The sequence below is a fragment of the Polaromonas sp. P1_A2 genome, from assembly GCF_056406895.1.
In genome coordinates this window covers 583,064-598,411 of sequence record NZ_JBFTZI010000003.1, presented here as the reverse complement: position 1 = coordinate 598,411, position 15,348 = coordinate 583,064, and the positions used below count along the sequence as shown (strand labels likewise).

At 65.8% G+C, this 15,348-nt stretch carries 12 protein-coding genes; 4 read left to right on the top strand and 8 right to left on the bottom strand.

The window, feature by feature from the left end; translation table 11 throughout:
* Positions 1 to 2: 2 nt before the first annotated feature.
* The 3 genes from nadA (at position 3) to AC1D09_RS14790 (ending at position 4,578) form a co-directional block, all read left to right on the top strand.
* Positions 3 to 1,118 carry a quinolinate synthase NadA gene (gene nadA, locus AC1D09_RS14800; protein WP_477661139.1) on the top strand — a complete coding sequence of 372 codons (1,116 nt, stop codon included), beginning with the start codon at positions 3 to 5 and terminating at the stop codon, positions 1,116 to 1,118.
* Between the two features lie 14 nt (positions 1,119 to 1,132).
* Complete coding sequence (pabB, locus tag AC1D09_RS14795; RefSeq protein WP_477661140.1) at positions 1,133 to 2,893, top strand: aminodeoxychorismate synthase component I; 1,761 nt, start codon at positions 1,133 to 1,135, stop codon at positions 2,891 to 2,893.
* Between the two features lie 89 nt (positions 2,894 to 2,982).
* Complete coding sequence (locus AC1D09_RS14790; RefSeq protein ID WP_477661141.1) at positions 2,983 to 4,578, top strand: tetratricopeptide repeat protein; 1,596 nt, start codon at positions 2,983 to 2,985, stop codon at positions 4,576 to 4,578.
* On the opposite strand, the gene AC1D09_RS14785 is transcribed toward AC1D09_RS14790, so the two are convergent.
* The 7 genes from AC1D09_RS14785 to AC1D09_RS14755 all read right to left on the bottom strand — a co-directional run bounded on the left by AC1D09_RS14785 (position 4,575) and on the right by AC1D09_RS14755 (position 12,805).
* Entirely contained in the window at positions 4,575 to 4,934 is a 360-nt protein-coding gene (locus AC1D09_RS14785; RefSeq protein ID WP_477661142.1) for a 5-carboxymethyl-2-hydroxymuconate Delta-isomerase, read from the bottom strand. The genes AC1D09_RS14790 and AC1D09_RS14785 overlap by 4 nt on opposite strands.
* A 43-nt stretch (positions 4,935 to 4,977) precedes the next feature.
* Positions 4,978 to 6,594, bottom strand: coding sequence for an L-aspartate oxidase (gene nadB / locus AC1D09_RS14780; protein ID WP_477661143.1), 1,617 nt, complete (start codon positions 6,592 to 6,594; stop codon positions 4,978 to 4,980).
* Positions 6,595 to 6,689: 95 nt separating this feature from the next.
* Positions 6,690 to 7,466, bottom strand: a complete 777-nt coding sequence (locus AC1D09_RS14775; protein WP_477661144.1) for a hypothetical protein — start codon at positions 7,464 to 7,466, stop codon at positions 6,690 to 6,692.
* A 21-nt stretch (positions 7,467 to 7,487) separates the two neighbouring features.
* Positions 7,488 to 9,617, bottom strand: coding sequence for a two-partner secretion domain-containing protein (locus AC1D09_RS14770; RefSeq protein ID WP_477661145.1), 2,130 nt, complete (start codon positions 9,615 to 9,617; stop codon positions 7,488 to 7,490).
* Positions 9,618 to 9,672: 55 nt separating this feature from the next.
* Entirely contained in the window at positions 9,673 to 11,337 is a 1,665-nt protein-coding gene (locus AC1D09_RS14765) for a ShlB/FhaC/HecB family hemolysin secretion/activation protein (RefSeq protein WP_477661146.1), read from the bottom strand.
* Positions 11,338 to 11,656: 319 nt separating this feature from the next.
* A complete protein-coding gene (locus tag AC1D09_RS14760) occupies positions 11,657 to 12,535 on the bottom strand; it encodes a segregation and condensation protein A (RefSeq protein ID WP_007867820.1) in 879 nt (292 codons plus the stop codon).
* A gap of 42 nt (positions 12,536 to 12,577) precedes the next feature.
* Complete coding sequence (locus AC1D09_RS14755; protein ID WP_007867807.1) at positions 12,578 to 12,805, bottom strand: DUF3460 family protein; 228 nt, start codon at positions 12,803 to 12,805, stop codon at positions 12,578 to 12,580.
* Between the two features lie 142 nt (positions 12,806 to 12,947).
* Between AC1D09_RS14755 and bamE the strand changes: the two genes are divergently transcribed.
* Positions 12,948 to 13,469, top strand: coding sequence for an outer membrane protein assembly factor BamE domain-containing protein (gene bamE, locus AC1D09_RS14750; RefSeq protein ID WP_477661147.1), 522 nt, complete (start codon positions 12,948 to 12,950; stop codon positions 13,467 to 13,469).
* On the opposite strand, the gene AC1D09_RS14745 is transcribed toward bamE, so the two are convergent.
* Complete coding sequence (locus AC1D09_RS14745) at positions 13,466 to 15,139, bottom strand: SulP family inorganic anion transporter (RefSeq protein ID WP_477661148.1); 1,674 nt, start codon at positions 15,137 to 15,139, stop codon at positions 13,466 to 13,468. The two genes, bamE and AC1D09_RS14745, sit on opposite strands and share 4 nt — an antisense overlap.
* Positions 15,140 to 15,348 lie beyond the last annotated feature (209 nt).

The following is a 15,348-nucleotide window of genomic DNA, read 5'->3' as shown; positions in this document are numbered from 1 at the left end:
ACATGCAAACAGCCGTGCCGATCCGCGTCGATTACGAGCAGCCCGAGGCGGCCGGCGCCTGCAGCACGCACCAGGCCTGGGCCCGCGTGCCGGCCGAGCCCACGCAGGCCGAGCGCGCGGGGCTCAAAACCCGCATCCGCGAACTGCTCAAGGCGCGCAACGCCGTCATGGTGTCGCACTATTACGTGCATCCCGATTTGCAGGACCTGGCCGAAGAAACCGGCGGCCTGGTCTCGGACTCGCTGGAGATGGCGCGTTTCGGCCGCGACCACGCGGCGCAGACCCTGGTGGTGTCCGGCGTGCGCTTCATGGGCGAGACGGCCAAAATCCTGTCGCCCGAAAAGCGCGTGCTCATGCCCGACCTGGACGCGACCTGCTCGCTGGACCTGGGCTGCCCGGCCGCTGAATTCAGCGCCTTTTGCGATGCCCACCCGGACCGCACGGTCGTGGTCTACGCCAACACCAGCGCCGCCGTGAAGGCGCGCGCCGACTGGCTGGTGACCTCGAGCTGCGCGCTGGATATCGTGCGTGCGCTCAAAGACCGGGGCCAGAAAATCCTCTGGGCACCCGACCGCCACCTGGGCGGCTACATCCAGCGCGAGACCGGTGCCGACATGGTGTTCTGGAACGGCGCCTGCATCGTGCATGACGAGTTCAAGGCCTTTGAGCTGCAGGCCCTGAAGGCCGAACACCCCGGTGCCAAAGTGCTGGTGCATCCCGAATCGCCCGCCGACGTGGTGGCGCTGGCCGATGCCGTGGGCTCCACCTCCGGCATCCTGAAAGCCGCGCGCGAGATGGATGCCAAAGAATTTATCGTCGCCACCGACAACGGCATGATGCACAAGCTGCGCACGCTGAACCCGGGCAAGGTGTTTATCGAGGCGCCTACCGCCGGCAACAGCGCCACCTGCAAGAGCTGCGCCCACTGCCCCTGGATGGCCATGAACGGCCTGGCCGGGCTGGCGCAGGTGCTGGAAACCGGAACGAACGAAATCAAGGTCGATGCGGCGCTGGGCCAACGCGCGCGTTTGCCCATAGACCGCATGCTGGCCTTCACCGAAGCCTTGAAGGCAGGGCGGCCGGTCACGGGCCTGGTGCCTAACATAGGCGCGGCCTGACGGGCGCCCAGCACGTGGCGCACGCGGTTTCAGCGCTCATCGATTTCACCGACCCCCACCAGCCCGAGGGGCCGCGTTTGCGCCAGGCCTTTGGCACAGCCCGCGAAGTACTGGTGGCGCGGCGGCCCGAGGAGGTGCGCGCGGTGCTGGATGCCGCGCAGGCCGCGGCACGGCAGGGCGCCTGGTGCGTGGGCTATTTGCGTTATGAGGCCGCGCCTGCTTTTGATGCCGCGCTGGCCGTGCACCCGGCTGATGGGCCTTTGGCCTGGTTTGCCGTGCATGACGCGGCGCTGCCCTGGCCTGGTCCCGTACAAGAAGCATCACCGCAGCTTCAGTGGCAGGAGGCGATGACGCGCACCGCGTTTGAGGCCGCGCTGGCCGAATTGCAACGCGCGATTGCCGATGGCGAGTACTACCAGGTCAATTTCACGGCGCAGATGCGGGCCGCGCTGGACGGCGATTCGCACAGCGCGCCGGCCCTGTTCCAGGCCCTGCAGCGCGCCCAACCGGGCGGCTATGCGGCTTTTCTGGACACGGGCGAGGAGCAACTGCTGTCGGTGTCGCCCGAGCTGTTCTTCGACTGGCACGAAGGTTTGCTCCTTACGCGGCCCATGAAAGGCACGGCGCCGCGCGGCGCCAATCCCGGGGACGATGCCGCGCAAGCCGAGGCCCTGCGCAACTCGCCCAAGGAGCGCGCCGAAAACGTGATGATCGTGGACCTGCTGCGCAACGACCTGTCGCGCATCGCCCAACCCTTCAGCGTGCGCGTGCCGCGCCTGTTCCACACCGAGGCCCTGCCCGCGGTCTGGCAGATGACCTCGGACGTGGAGGCGCGCACGCGGCCCGGCTGCAGCCTGGCCGATGTGTTTGCCGCGCTGTTTCCCTGCGGCTCCATCACCGGCGCGCCCAAGGTGCGCGCCATGCGGGCGATTCGCGCGCTGGAGCCGGAGCCGCGCGGTGTGTATTGCGGGGCCATGGGTGTGCTACGGCCCGGCGGCGCGGCGACTTTTAATGTGCCGATTCGCACCGTGAGCCTGCGCGGCAAGGAAGCCCGCTGCGGCATCGGCAGCGGTATCACCTCGGGTGCGACGGCCGATGGCGAGTGGCGTGAATGGGGCCTTAAGCAGGCCTTTGTGCAACGCGCCAGCGCGCCCTTCGAGTTGCTGGAAACGCTGGGTCTGGCAGACGGTCAATTACGCGACGACTATGCCCACCTGGCGCGCATGGCCCAAGCCGCGCAGCACTTTGGCTACCCGTGGGATGCGCGGCATGTGCAGGGCGCATTGCAGTCAGTGGCCGATGCACACACCCAGGGCGCGTGGCGGGTCCGTTTGTTGCTGGACGCACGGGGTCGTGCGCGCGCCGAGGCCTATGCCTTACCGGCTTCACTTGCGCGTGTGCGCTTGCAACTGGCGAATCGTGCGTTGGATGAAGCACACGGCGAATTCGTCCGCTGCAAGACCACCCGGCGCGCCCATTACGACGCCTTCACGCCCGCGCAGCCCGATGTGTTCGACACGCTGCTCTGGAACGCCGACGGCGAACTGACGGAATGCACGCGCGGCAATGTGGCTTTTCTGCTGGACGGCCGCTGGGTCACGCCGCCGCTGCGCTGCGGCTTGCTGGCCGGTGTGGGGCGCGCCCGTGCGTTGCAGGACGGCCACATTCAGGAAGAAGCCGTGGTGCGTGTGGAGGACCTGCCGCGCGTGGAGGCGCTGGCTTTTGTTAACAGCCTGCGGGGCTGGATACCGGCGGATCTGGAGCAGCTTGCCTAGGTAAAGGTAAAGCCCTCAGGGCTTGGCAATCGCCAGGACGGGGAGACAATGTGCCACGATGGCGTGAACATTGGATTGAGAGGCAAGCCGTGCTGGAAGAACTGAAAATCTTGTTGGGCGGGGAACCCCCCGCAGGGCCCCAGGAAGTAGCCGCCAAAAGGCAAGGCGACCAGCACCTGAACCTGGGCCAATTCGACGAGGCCGTTGCGTGCTACCAGCAGGCGGTGTCGCTCAACCCGCGCTTTGCCGCTGCCTGTGTCGGCCTGGGATTTGCTTTGGTTGAACAGCAGAAGTTCGCGGAAGCTGCCGTGGCACTCGAACGTGCCCTGGCGATAGACACTTCGCTTGCCGACGCGCACTATCTGCTGGGCAAGGCGGCAAAGGCTCTTGACGACCACCCTGAATCAGTCCGGCATTTCACACAAGCGCTGGCACTCAAGCCGGACTTTGAATTTGCGTATCGCGATCTCTTCGATCTTTTGCTTGGAGCCGGCAAGACCGAGGACGCCAAAGCCGTCGTCAGAAGAGCCATTCTTGCCTTGCCCAACTCAGCGGAATTCCGCTTTTTGCTGGGTAACCTGCTGTTCCACGAGCGGGATTTTGCAGGCGCCATTTCCTGCCATGGCAAGGCGGTGGCGCTGGAGCCCACTGCGGTGGTCTCTCACAAGATGATGGGCGACGCCTATGGGTATCTCGGCCAACACACAAAGGCCGCCGAGTGTTATGAAAAGGCGATTGCCATAGCCCCCGACAACGCCGACATCCATGCAGCCCTTGGCAATGTCATGAGTGCGTCGGGACAAGGCGAGAAAGCCATGGCGTGTTATCGGCGCGCGATTGAGCTCACGCCTGAACATGTCGCCGCGCATCGACTCCTTGGAAACATTCTTCTGGAGCGCGGGGATAAAGAAGGTGCGATCGCCTGCTACCGGCGGGTTGTCGAACTACAGCCCGACAGCCCGGTGACGCATCTGGTGGCCGCTCTGTCAGGAGAGCACCGGGACAGCACGCCCAGCGGCTACGTTGCACAGCTGTTTGATGAGTATGCGCAAACTTTTGACTCGCATCTGGTTCAAACACTGCATTACGACGCGCCGGAAAAACTGATGGATCTTGTCCGCGAGGTCTCCACTCCGGCGGCGAGGCAATGGTCTGTGCTGGATCTGGGTTGCGGCACAGGCTTGTCGGGCCTGGCCATTTCCCCTTATGCCAAAGAGCTGGTGGGGGTTGACCTCTCCGCCAACATGCTGGTGAAGGCTGAGGCGCGGGGCATTTACTCCCGGCTTGAACACATGGATTTGCTCGCCATGATGCGAAAGGAGGCGGCCTCCAGCTATGACGTCCTGATCTCCACGGATGTCTTTATCTATGTCGGAAGGCTGGACGGATTGTTCAGCGATGCGCAAAGATTGCTGCGCGCGGGCGGACTGTTCGCGTTTTCCGTGGAATCGCTTGACGCAGCCAACGAGGAGGCGCCGGACTCGCCGGATGCTCGCGATTTTCGCCTGAATACCACGGGCCGCTACACGCATTCCCTCGATTATTTGACCCGCATCGCTTTGCACAATGGTTTCGAGATGCTGCGCATGAAGGAAATACAGGTCCGTGTGGAGGGCGCCAAGGCTGTGCCGGGCTATCTGATGCTGTGGCGCCAGCGGGACGGCGGGGCGCCACTGCTGGCTTAAAGCTTTTCCTTGACGTAGGACGCGCGGTCCATGTTCACCATCTCCACGCTCAGCTGCACCATCAAACCCGCCGGCCGCGGCGTCAGGCGGCGCAGCACCTGGGCGATGCGCTCGCCCAGGTCCTTCTTGGCTTCGGGTGTGCGGCCCGACAGCAGGCGCAGCTGGGCATGCACAAAAGCGCGTGAGGCCGGCGCGGTACCGATTTCAAAACTGTCCAGCGCGACCAGCCGGGTTTTCAGGTCGGCTTCGTCCTTGATTTCAGGGCTGGCGGTGAGAGTCTTGTTCAGCGCCTGCAGCACTTCGGCTTTGGGGAAGCCGGTGAGATTGTTCGAATATTCAACGATCAAATGAGGCATAGGGGCTCCAGATAAAGATGGCGGGGGAAAGAATGGGGAGGAATCAGCTTGCGGGCGGCACCAGCACGGTGGGAACGGCCTGTTCGGCGATGCCGGGGTAGTCGCGGCTGAAGTGCAGGCCGCGGCTTTCATGCCGGCCGTGGGCCGAACGCACGATCAGGTCGGCCACCTGCACCAGGTTGCGCAGCTCCAGCAGGTCGCGTGTGACGCGGAAGTTGGCATAAAACTCCTGGATCTCGGCGTCGAGCAGGGCGATGCGGTGCGCCGCGCGCTCCAGCCGCTTGGTGGTGCGCACAATGCCCACGTAGTTCCACATAAAGCGGCGCAGCTCGTCCCAGTTGTGCGAGATCACCACGGTCTCGTCGGCATCGGTGACCTGGCTTTCGTCCCAGGCCGGCAGGGCCGGTGTTTCGGCGGCGGCCTCGGCAGCGATGGCGGTTGCGGCGGCGCGCGCCAGCACCACACATTCGACCAGCGAGTTGCTGGCCAGGCGGTTGGCGCCGTGCAGGCCGGTGCAGGCGGTCTCGCCTATCGCATACAGGCCGGCGACGTCGCTGCGGCCCTGCAGGTCGGTCATCACACCGCCGCAGGTGTAGTGCGCGGCCGGCACCACCGGGATCGGCTGGCGCGTGATGTCTATGCCGAGCTCCAGGCAGCGCTGGAGGATGTTGGGGAAGTGTTCCCGCAAAAACGCCGGGCTTTGGTGCGAGATGTCCAGGTAGACGCAGTCCAGCCCGTGCTTTTTCATTTCAAAGTCGATGGCGCGCGCCACCACGTCGCGCGGCGCAAGCTCGGCGCGTTCGTCGTGTGCCGGCATAAAGCGCCCGCCGCCGGCCGAGGGCGGCAGCAGCAGCTTGCCGCCTTCGCCGCGCACCGCCTCGGTGATCAAGAATGATTTGGCTTCGGGGTGGTAGAGGCAGGTCGGGTGGAACTGGATGAACTCCATATTGCCGACGCGGCAGCCCGCACGCCAGGCGGCGGCAATGCCGTCGCCGGTGGCGGTGTCGGGGTTGGTGGAATACAGATAGACCTTGCCGGCACCGCCGGTCGCCAGGATGGTCTGGCCGGCGCTGAAGGTCAGCACCTGGCCGCTCAGGGTGTCCAGCACATAGGCGCCGTGGCAGCGCTTGCCGGGCCGCTTGAGTCGCCGGTCGGTGATCAGGTCGACCAGCATATGGTGCTCGAACAGCGTGATGCCCGGCGTGGCGCGCACCTTTTCGATCAGCGTGCGCTGCACGGCGGCGCCGGTGGCATCGGCCGCGTGCACGATGCGGCGCTGGCTGTGGCCGCCTTCGCGGGTCAGGTGCAGCTCGCCCGGGTGTTCGCCGTCTTCCGAAAACGCCACGCCCAATTGGCGCAGCCAGGCGATGGCCTCGGGTGCGCCCTGCACCACGGCCTGCGTGGCCGGCAGGTCGCACAGGCCCGCGCCCGCGACCAGGGTGTCCGCCACGTGCTGCGCCAGCGTGTCGCCCTCGGCCAGCACGGCGGCCATGCCGCCCTGGGCCCAGGCGCTGGAGCCGTCGTTGAGTTCACGTTTGGTGACCACCGCCACGCGCCGGCCCGGGGCGAGCAGCAACGCGGAGGCCAGGCCCGCCAGGCCGCTGCCGATGATGAGGACGTCAAAGGCGTGCTCGTGGTGGGGATGGGAAATAGGGTTCATGCGAAGACGGGGCGCCTTTTGCCCGGTCGATGGACGCGGAATCTGCTGCGCACACAGCCGATTATCAGGCAGGCCTGCGGCGGGCCGGGTACCGGCTAACCCGCGCCCTGTGCCGGCGCCGGCCCATCCACGTCGTAGGACTTGAAGACCTCGCGTGCCGGGCGTGTTTCCGGCAGTATGTAGACGATGCCGTTGGTGCCGGTGAAGGCCGGGCTGACCACCTTGTCGTAGAACTTCGCGGGCACATTGATGCAGCCGTAGGAAATCCGGTTGTCCGCGCTGGTGGCGCTTTCCAGGCGCTGGGCGCGTCGTTCACCCGCCACGGTCACGACGCGGTGAAGCGAGATGGCGGTGTCGTAGTCGACCCAGAGCATTTCCACGCCATGGAGGTCGTGGTCCAGCGATGCCACGAAGCGGCCCGCTGGCGTGGTGCGCTCTTCGGGGCGTATGGTGGACAGCTTGCGTTCGCCGATGCCGGGTGTGGAGTCGTCGCCGTGCGCCAGGCCCAGCAGGACAGGCGCGGCGCCGCTCAGGTTTCCCAGGGCATCAAAGACAAAAACCCTGGCGTTCACCTTGTCGATGATGAGGAAAGGCAGGCCCTGGTTGTCCCCGGAGGCGACAACCCAGTGGGCGACGTGCAGGGTCTCCTTTGATGCGTGTTCACGGCCGAAGTCGGCGTGGCGAGGCCGTTTTCCATCAACGGCGCTTGTGCTGCCGGGCCCCGCGGGCGCCGGGTTGGCATCATCTGTTGCCGCCGCGGTCGCGGCGTGTACGGCAAGACCGGCTGCCAGCAGAACGAGGCCCAGGCCCAGAACCTTGACGATGGCCGCCTTGCGGCGGCGATGCGGGATTTCCCCCGGGAAGTGGAACATGACGGTGACTTCCTGTACCTGTCAGTTGCGCGGCTGCCTGGGCAAATAGCGCGGAGCAACATATTTCCTGCGCGGTATCTCGATGGGCTCCACAACTTCAGCCATCCGCTCTCCCGGCACAAAAATATCGCCTTCGGAGGTCGCATAGGTGGCGGGCATGAAGCCCTCTGAATAAGCGGCAAAACTCGCGAATGCCGCGACGCTGGCGTATGAAGGCAGCCGGGTTTCCGGTGTGATGTTTGCGGTGGTTTTTCCCGCGATGGGCCCGCAGCATGAGGAGGCCAGGGCATATTGGGCGGCGTTCGGGCCGCCGAGTCGGTAACCGGTGAATGACACGGTCTTGCCTGTGCCCGGATCCATACTGTCGAAGGTGGCGGTACTGCCGGGGTCGGCGATCAGCGTGACGCCGGCGGGGTTGCCTTTCAGGCCCGTGAGGACGGCACTGGCCGTGCCGTCGTAGGATTTGCTTGCCTCGGGAAACACCAGCATGTGTTGCGTCAGCGTGGCGCCTCCAGTCAAGGTGAAGCGGGGCGAATAGTCGGTGGGCACGGTGTAGGAAACGGGGTTGTAGAAGATGTCGACCGGCGCGTTGGGCCCGGTCACCGTCACCATGGGCGCCAGCGGGTTGATGACCACCGTGCCGCCGATCCGGCCGGGTCCGGTTCCGTCACTGTCGGCGCGCAGCGTCAGGCCCGGCGCCAGGCCCAGGCTGCGCGTCGGGTCGGAACTGCCGCGCGTCAGCGTGATGGCGCTGTTGATGCTGACATCGTTGGCCGCGCACATGGCGAGGTTGCCGTCGGTGACCGTGATGGCCGCATTCTGGTTCAGGTTGCGTCCGGCGCCGAGCAGCACGCTGCCGCGGGTCGCCGTGACGGCCGCGTTCACATTGATGTCCCGGCCGCAGCAGACCGAAAAATTCGCGTCGACAGCCGTGACCGCTGCGTTGATGTTCACGTCACGTGCACCGTTCAGGGTCAAGGTGGTGGGCGCTCCGGCGGCCGTCCAGCTCACTGCATCGTTCACGAAGATATCGCCGTTGCCGGCGCTGGGTGCGTTGACGATGGTGATGTTGTTGGTCACCAGCTGGGCGGACAGCGTGGCGCCGGAGATGTTGCCGCCGACGCCGATGATGAAGTCCTGCGGGTCTATGAGCCAGTGGCCTGTCAGGCCCGCCGCGGCTGCGGTGGTGACGCGCGCGCCGTCCAGCACGTTGACGCGCGCCGCCGAGGTCTCGATGAAACCGCCGTTGCCGCCGTTGGGCGCGCTGGCGTCCAGCGTGCCGGCCACGTTCAGGGTGCCGGTCTCCATGTCGCCGAGCAGCATGATTTTTCCGTTGCGGCTGGCAATGGTTTGCGCCTGGATCACGCCGGTGTTGTTCACCACGGTCTGCAGCAGGTGGCCCGCGCCCTGGGCCGTCAGCAGCACGCTGCCGCCGGCGGCGCTGATCATGCCGCCGTTTTCAATCAGCGCGTTCACGCTGCCCTGCGCCACCGACACGTTGAGCAGGCCGTCGCCCGCCACGTCCAGCGTGATGGCGCTGCCCGCGGCCAGGACCACGGTGCCCAGCCTGGCTGAAATCACGCCCTGGTTGCTGACGTTGCGGCCCAACAGGGCGACATAACCGCCGTCGGCGGCGGTGATCGTTCCCTGGTTGACGACCGCACCGCCGCCGGGATTGGACAAGGCGTATTGCCCGGCCATGAAGTTCGCGTCGCTGATGCCGAGCGTGGAAGCGACCAGCCCGCCCACGTTGACCGATGCACCGCTGCCGAACAGGATGCCGTTGGGGTTGAGCAGGAACACCTTGCCGTTCGACGACAGGCTTCCCATGATGCTGGAGGGGTCCGCGCCCAGCACGCGGTTCAGCGCCACCGAGCCCGTGCCGGGCTGCACGAACTGCACGCTCTGGCCGGCACCTATGCCGAAGCTCTGCCAGTTGATCACGGCGCTCTGGCTGGACTGCGTGATGGTCGTGCTCGCCGCGCCGCTGGCGATGCTGGCGCTGCCGGCCGCCACCACGCCGCCCTGGGGCAGGGCGTGGGCGGAAATCCCGAAGGCCAGCAGCAGGCAAGCCGGCAGCGCCCTGAGCGCAAAGCGCGTGTTGCCGGCGCTTGCCGTGTCATTCTTCAAAGAGGGGGCTATGCGGTTCATGGTGAATCCTTGTGGGTTGCAATACCTGTTCGGCCTGTGTTTGCCGTTCGCCGCGTCAGAAATATTTCACCGCCTGTATCCAGAACCGGCCTGATTTGTCCGGGGCGGAGGTGGCTGTTTCGCTTCCGATCTTGCGGGCGTAGTAAGCCCGCACCATGAAGTTGCCGGTTTCGCTCCAGGTCAGGCCCACGCCGGCGGCGCTCAGGCTTCTGTGGTTTTGTCCGGCCGCCCAGGGGTTTTTGTTGATGGTGACGCTGCCGTGGTCGACAAAGCCGATCAGGTGCACCTGTCCCGGCAGGTTCTCGGGAAATTTGGGCAGCAGCAGCCGTGCTTCCAGCGTCATCAGGTAACCCTGGTCGGCGGGTGCTTCGCCTTGGGGGTAGGCGCGCACGCCGTTCATGCCGCCCAGCTCCATCTTTTCCGAGGAATCGAGATTTTTAGAGGCAAGCTGGCCGCTGACCGCCCCATAGAGCGACACCGTATCGGTGACGCGCTGCAGCCGCATCAGGTTGAAGCCGAGCTTGCCGTAGCTGCCGTTGCTGCGCGCGCTGGCCGCGTCTGCGGCGAGCGCCGCGGGTGTCTGTATGTCCAGCTTGCCCGCCGAGAAGGACAGCGCATAGGCGCTGACGCCCCCGCCGCCCAGGTTGTCGCGGTGGTTGCCATAGAGGCTGGTGGTCAGGACGCCGGCCTTTTTGTCCGTCACGGAAGGAATGGCGTCCACCCTGTCCTGGAAGGTTTTGGCGTCGTAGCCCAGGCGGATGTAGAGATTGTTGTCGCGCGAACGGATCAGCGGGTAGCTGCCGAAAATGCTGGCCACCTCGGCCGTGCCGTTGGCGCGCAGGCTGGCAAATTCCTCGCCCAGGACGTAGTGGAGCTTGCTGTAGGAGACGCCGGCGCGTCCCTTGCCGACCTGCAACTGGTAGGACGCGATCACGTAGTTCAGGCCCGAGCCGGAAGTCACCGCGCGCAGGCTGGCGACGTCGCCCAGGCCCAGGGGGTTGTTGAGGTTCACCGTGGCGCCCAGGCGATATTCGCCGGTGTAATGGTTGCCGGCGTTGTCGGCGTCGACGCTGCCGCTGACGCGCGGAGCCGGCGTGATGTCCACCAGCAGGTCCGAACTGCCCGCCGCGGCGCCTGGAACCAGCGTCGAATGGACCTTGACGCCGGGGACGTCCGACAGCAGCAGCAGCCGGCTTTCCAGCGGCGCGGCGGTGATGGCGTCGCCGCTGTTGAGCCCGGACAGGAGGCTGTCGGCGATGCCGCCGGAGAGATTGGTCTGGTTGCGCACAACGATCTGGCCGTATTCGCCCTCGCGCACGGCGATGGTGACGGTCTTGTCGGCGATCTCCTGCGCGGGCAGGTAGGCCTGGGCCACGAAGTAGCCGTTTTTCGCGTAGTGCGCCGTGATTCTCGCCGCCATGGCGCGCAGTTCGGCCAGCGTCAATTCCTTGCCCGGCGTGAAGCCGGCCACGGCCAGCAACTGGGCTTCCGTGTATGCCCGGGCGCCGGTGATACGCAGGCTGTCGACGGGGATCTTCGCTTCCTCGGTCACGCGGACCGGCACCGGCTTGCCCGGCTCGACGCGAATTTCAGGCGGTGCGGGTTGCGGCGCCGGGACCGAGGGGAGCTGCTGCAACTGGCTGCCCGCGCCGGGCAGGGTCTGGGCCTGCAGATGGGGGCCCACGGCCAGCAGTGCCAGCGGGAGTAGTTTGAGGTTCACGGAAGCCCTTTCGGCATGAATGACATTGCTTCCGGCCGCATGGATGCGGTTGCGGGCAGCGGGGTGCAGGAGACCCCTTCATGCGCGCGGGCCTCGAAATCACAGGGGGGAAATCGGGTGCGTGCACGCTTTCATGTCCGATAGGCCTTGAGTCCTGCCCTGAGCATGGGTGTAAAAACGGTAAAGAGGTGTAGGACGTCGCGCTGACGCAGGCGTGTCGTTGTCGCGCGCGGGCGCAGGCCGGGGAGGCGCCGCGCCAGGGCGCTTGCAAGGCGAAGGTCCGTGGTGCGGCGCTTGCCGCCCGGGCGCCGCGGCGCGCTCAGGCCGGCGTGTAAGCCAGGCGCACGTAAATAGGCGCGAAGGCCTCGGCCTGCGTGACTTCCAGCAGGCCTTCCTTGGAAAGCTCAAGCAGCGCGATAAAGGTCACGACCAGCACCGGCATGCCGCGCGCGGCGTCGAACAGCTCCTCAAACTCCAGGAACTTGCGGCCCTGCAGCTTGCGCAGCACGATGCTCATGTGCTCGCGCACCGAGAGCTCTTCGCGGCTGATGACGTGGTGCTGCACCAGGCGGGCGCGCTTGACGATGTCGCGCCAGGCTTCCTGCAGGTCGACCACGTTGACGTCCGGGAAACGCGGCTGCAGCGACTGCTCGACATAGACCTGGGCGCGCAGGAAGTCGCGGCCGAACTGCGGCACCTCGTTGAGCTTGTGGGCGGCCAGCTTGATCTGCTCGTACTCGAGCAGGCGGCGCACCAGTTCGGCGCGCGGGTCCTCGGGCTCCTGGCCCTCGGCCACCTTCTTGGGCGGCAGCAGCATGCGCGACTTGATCTCGATCAGCATGGCCGCCATCAGCAGGTATTCGGCCGCCAGCTCCAGGTTGGTGGCGCGGATCTCGTCGACATAAGTCAGGTACTGGCGCGTGACCGCCGCCATCGGGATGTCGAGGATGTTGAAGTTCTGCTTGCGGATCAGGTAGAGCAGCAAGTCCAGCGGGCCTTCAAAGGCCTCGAGGAAGACCTGCAGCGCATCGGGCGGGATGTACAGGTCGTGCGGCATCGCGAACAGCGGCTCGCCGTACAGGCGCGCCAGCGCGACCTGGTCTATCACTTCGGGCATGTCCGTGCCCACCACGGGCTGCGCCTGGCCGGCGGCCGGTGGCAGTTCCTGGGGTTCGGGCGGGAAATGGGGCTGGGACATGAAAAAAGCAGCGGCTGCGGGTGTCGCGAAGGGCTGGGGCCCTTATTTGCCGTTGGGGTGGCTGCTGGTGCCGTAGACGTAGGGCTGCTGGGGCACGCGGGCTTCGCTGTACTCGGCCTGCTCGCTGCGGTTCAGGTTTTTATCCCACAACAGGGCGCGCCCGGCGCGCTGCTCGGCTTCCAGCGTGGGCTTTTTGGCCTTGAGCTGGTCGATGAACTGCGTCGTGTCGGAGGTGTAGTCGGAGCGGCGGAAGATGTTGAGGAGGGCCATGGGGTCTAAACTGCCTGAAACGTATAGTGGGCTGATTTTACCGGGGTCTGCCATGCCTTCCTTGTTTTCACCCTTTTCGCCCTCTTTGCCGGCCCAAAAGGGGTTGTCGCCCGCTTTTTCATCAAGAAGGATGTTTGCCTGTATGGGTCTGCTCTCATTTGTCCTGGGCCTGGTGGGCTGCGACCCGCAGCGCATCGCCGAGCTTGAAGAAGGCGTGGCCACCGAAGCCGATGTGCGCGCCCGCTTCGGCGAACCCGAAAAAATCTGGGATGCCACTGACATGGCCGACACGCCCCTGCCCGGCGCGGCCGCGGCGCCCGGCGCCCGCACCTTTGAATACAACCGCCAACCGCAGGGCCAGGCCAACTACATGATCACCATAGGCGCGGACGGCAAGATGAGCGCGCTCCGGCAAGTGCTGACGCCGCAGAACTTCGAGAAAGTGCTGCCCGGCATGCGCATGGAACAGGTGCGCAAGATGCTCGGCAAGCCCATGAAGGTCACGCCTTATGCGCTCAGGCAGGAAACCCACTACGACTGGCGCTACCTGAACCCGCCCAGTACCGCGCGCATTTTCACGGTGGTGTTCGACGCCGACCTCAAGGTCAAGGGCACGGGATCGGTCGACGAAGAGAGCATCAGCCCCAGCGGTGGTACCCGCTAGACCGTCTCCACCTTTGCCAGGAAGCCCGAGCGCTCCATCACGGCCAGCGGCTGGGCATTGAGCCCGGCCACCACCAGCCGGCCGCCGCGCAGCACGATGGCCTTGTGCAGTTGCTCCAGCACGTCCAGCCCCGAGGTGTCCAGCGATTGCAGCGACTGAACGTCCAGCCGCACCACCAGGCCCTTGGGCGCGCTTTCCACCACGTTCAGGATGGGATCGAGCTTGGCCACCGCGCCGAAGAACAGCGAGCCATAGAGCTGGAAACTCGCCGAGTCCGCATCGCGCGAGACCTCGACCACCTGGAACAGGCTGCTCATGCGCCGCACGAAGAGCACACAGGCCAGGATCAGCCCGACCTGCAGCGCCACCGTGAGGTCAAACACCACCGTCAGGAAAAACGTGCCCAGCATGATGAGGCGGTAATGGCTGCTGGCCTGGGGCAGGCGGGCGAACTCGCGCCATTCGCCCATGTTCCAGGCCACGTAAAGCAAGATGCCCGAGAGCACGGCCAGCGGCACGTGCACCGCCAGCGGCGCGGCCGCCAGCACGATGAGGACCAGCGTGAGCGCATGCACCAGGCCCGAGATTGGCGAGCTGGCGCCGGAGCGCACATTGGTCACGGTGCGGGCGATGGTGCCGGTGGCCGGCATGCCGCCGAAAAAGGGCACGACGAAGTTGGCCACGCCCTGGGCCATCAGTTCCTGGTTGGGGTCGTGGCGCGGCAGGCCCGAGACCTGGTCGGCCACGCGCGCGCACAGCAGCGACTCCACCGCGCCCAGCATCGCGATGGTGATGGTGGGCGCCACCAGCAGGCGCACTGTCTCCCATGAAAAATCAGGCAGGGCAAACGCGGGCAGGGCGCGCGGAATGCCGTGAAAGCGCGTGCCTATGGTTTCCACCGGCAGGGCCAGGAAATAGGCAAAAGCCGTCAGCGTGACCAGCGCCACGATGGGGCCGGGCATGCGCGAGGCCATGCGCGTGGCGCGCTTGAGCTGCACGCCCTCGACCGCCTGCATGAGCCGGATCAGGCGCATGGTGAAAAAACCGCCCGCGGCGCGCGCCTGCGTGTCGAACAGCCGGGGCCAGACGAACAGGCCCAGCAGGCAGATCAGGCCCAGGCCCAGCGCATAAGGGTTGAAGCTGTCCAGGTGGCTGCCCAGGACCTTGATCTGCGAGAAAAAGTCGGCCGGCATCTTGGGCACGACCAGGCCCAGCAAGTCCTTGGCCTGCGACAGCGCGATCAGCACCGCGATGCCGTTGGTAAAGCCCACCACGATGCTGACCGGCACATAACGCACCAGCGTGCCCAGCTTGAACAGGCCCAGCAGGAACAGCAGCACGCCCGCGCAGGCGGTGGCGATCAGCAGGTTGGCCAGGCCGTAGCGCTCCAGGATGCCGTAGACAATCACGATGAAGGCGCCGGCGGGGCCGCCTATCTGCACCGCCGAGCCGCCCAGCGCCGAGATCAGCGCGCCGGCGATGATGGCGGTCCAGATGCCGGCCTCGGGTTTCAGGCCGGAGGCGATGGCAAAGGCCATGGCCAGCGGCAAGGCCACGATGCCGACGGTGACGCCTGCTCCGGCGTCTTTCAAGAACCGTTCACGCGTGTAGCCGGCGAGTGCTGAAAACAGGCGGGGGCGAAACGGCGCAAGGTAAGCGGGCAGGTGCATGGGCTTTGATTGTGGTGCCAGGCATGTGCCGGCGAGAAGTCCTGGACGTGACATTTTTCCATTGCCGGCCATGGAGAGGCTGGTTAAAGTGAATAGATCTATTAGGTCAAAATACTTACTTTTACAGCCTTTCGCGGACTGGATAAGCTTTGGGGCTTCACGGCGCCTGGTTCCGGACTGTCCCAGCGTGCTTTTCCTGGAGAAGTGAT

Coding starts and splice junctions, on each gene's coding strand:
- bamE (WP_477661147.1), top strand. CDS start 12,948: ATGGGTCTGCTCTCATTTGTCCTGGGCCTGGTGGGCTGCGACCCGCAG.
- AC1D09_RS14760 (WP_007867820.1), bottom strand. CDS start 12,535: ATGTCCCAGCCCCATTTCCCGCCCGAACCCCAGGAACTGCCACCGGCC.
- AC1D09_RS14775 (WP_477661144.1), bottom strand. CDS start 7,466: ATGTTCCACTTCCCGGGGGAAATCCCGCATCGCCGCCGCAAGGCGGCC.
- nadA (WP_477661139.1), top strand. CDS start 3: ATGCAAACAGCCGTGCCGATCCGCGTCGATTACGAGCAGCCCGAGGCG.
- AC1D09_RS14755 (WP_007867807.1), bottom strand. CDS start 12,805: ATGGCCCTCCTCAACATCTTCCGCCGCTCCGACTACACCTCCGACACG.
- AC1D09_RS14770 (WP_477661145.1), bottom strand. CDS start 9,617: ATGAACCGCATAGCCCCCTCTTTGAAGAATGACACGGCAAGCGCCGGC.
- AC1D09_RS14745 (WP_477661148.1), bottom strand. CDS start 15,139: ATGCACCTGCCCGCTTACCTTGCGCCGTTTCGCCCCCGCCTGTTTTCA.
- AC1D09_RS14785 (WP_477661142.1), bottom strand. CDS start 4,934: ATGCCTCATTTGATCGTTGAATATTCGAACAATCTCACCGGCTTCCCC.
- nadB (WP_477661143.1), bottom strand. CDS start 6,594: ATGAACCCTATTTCCCATCCCCACCACGAGCACGCCTTTGACGTCCTC.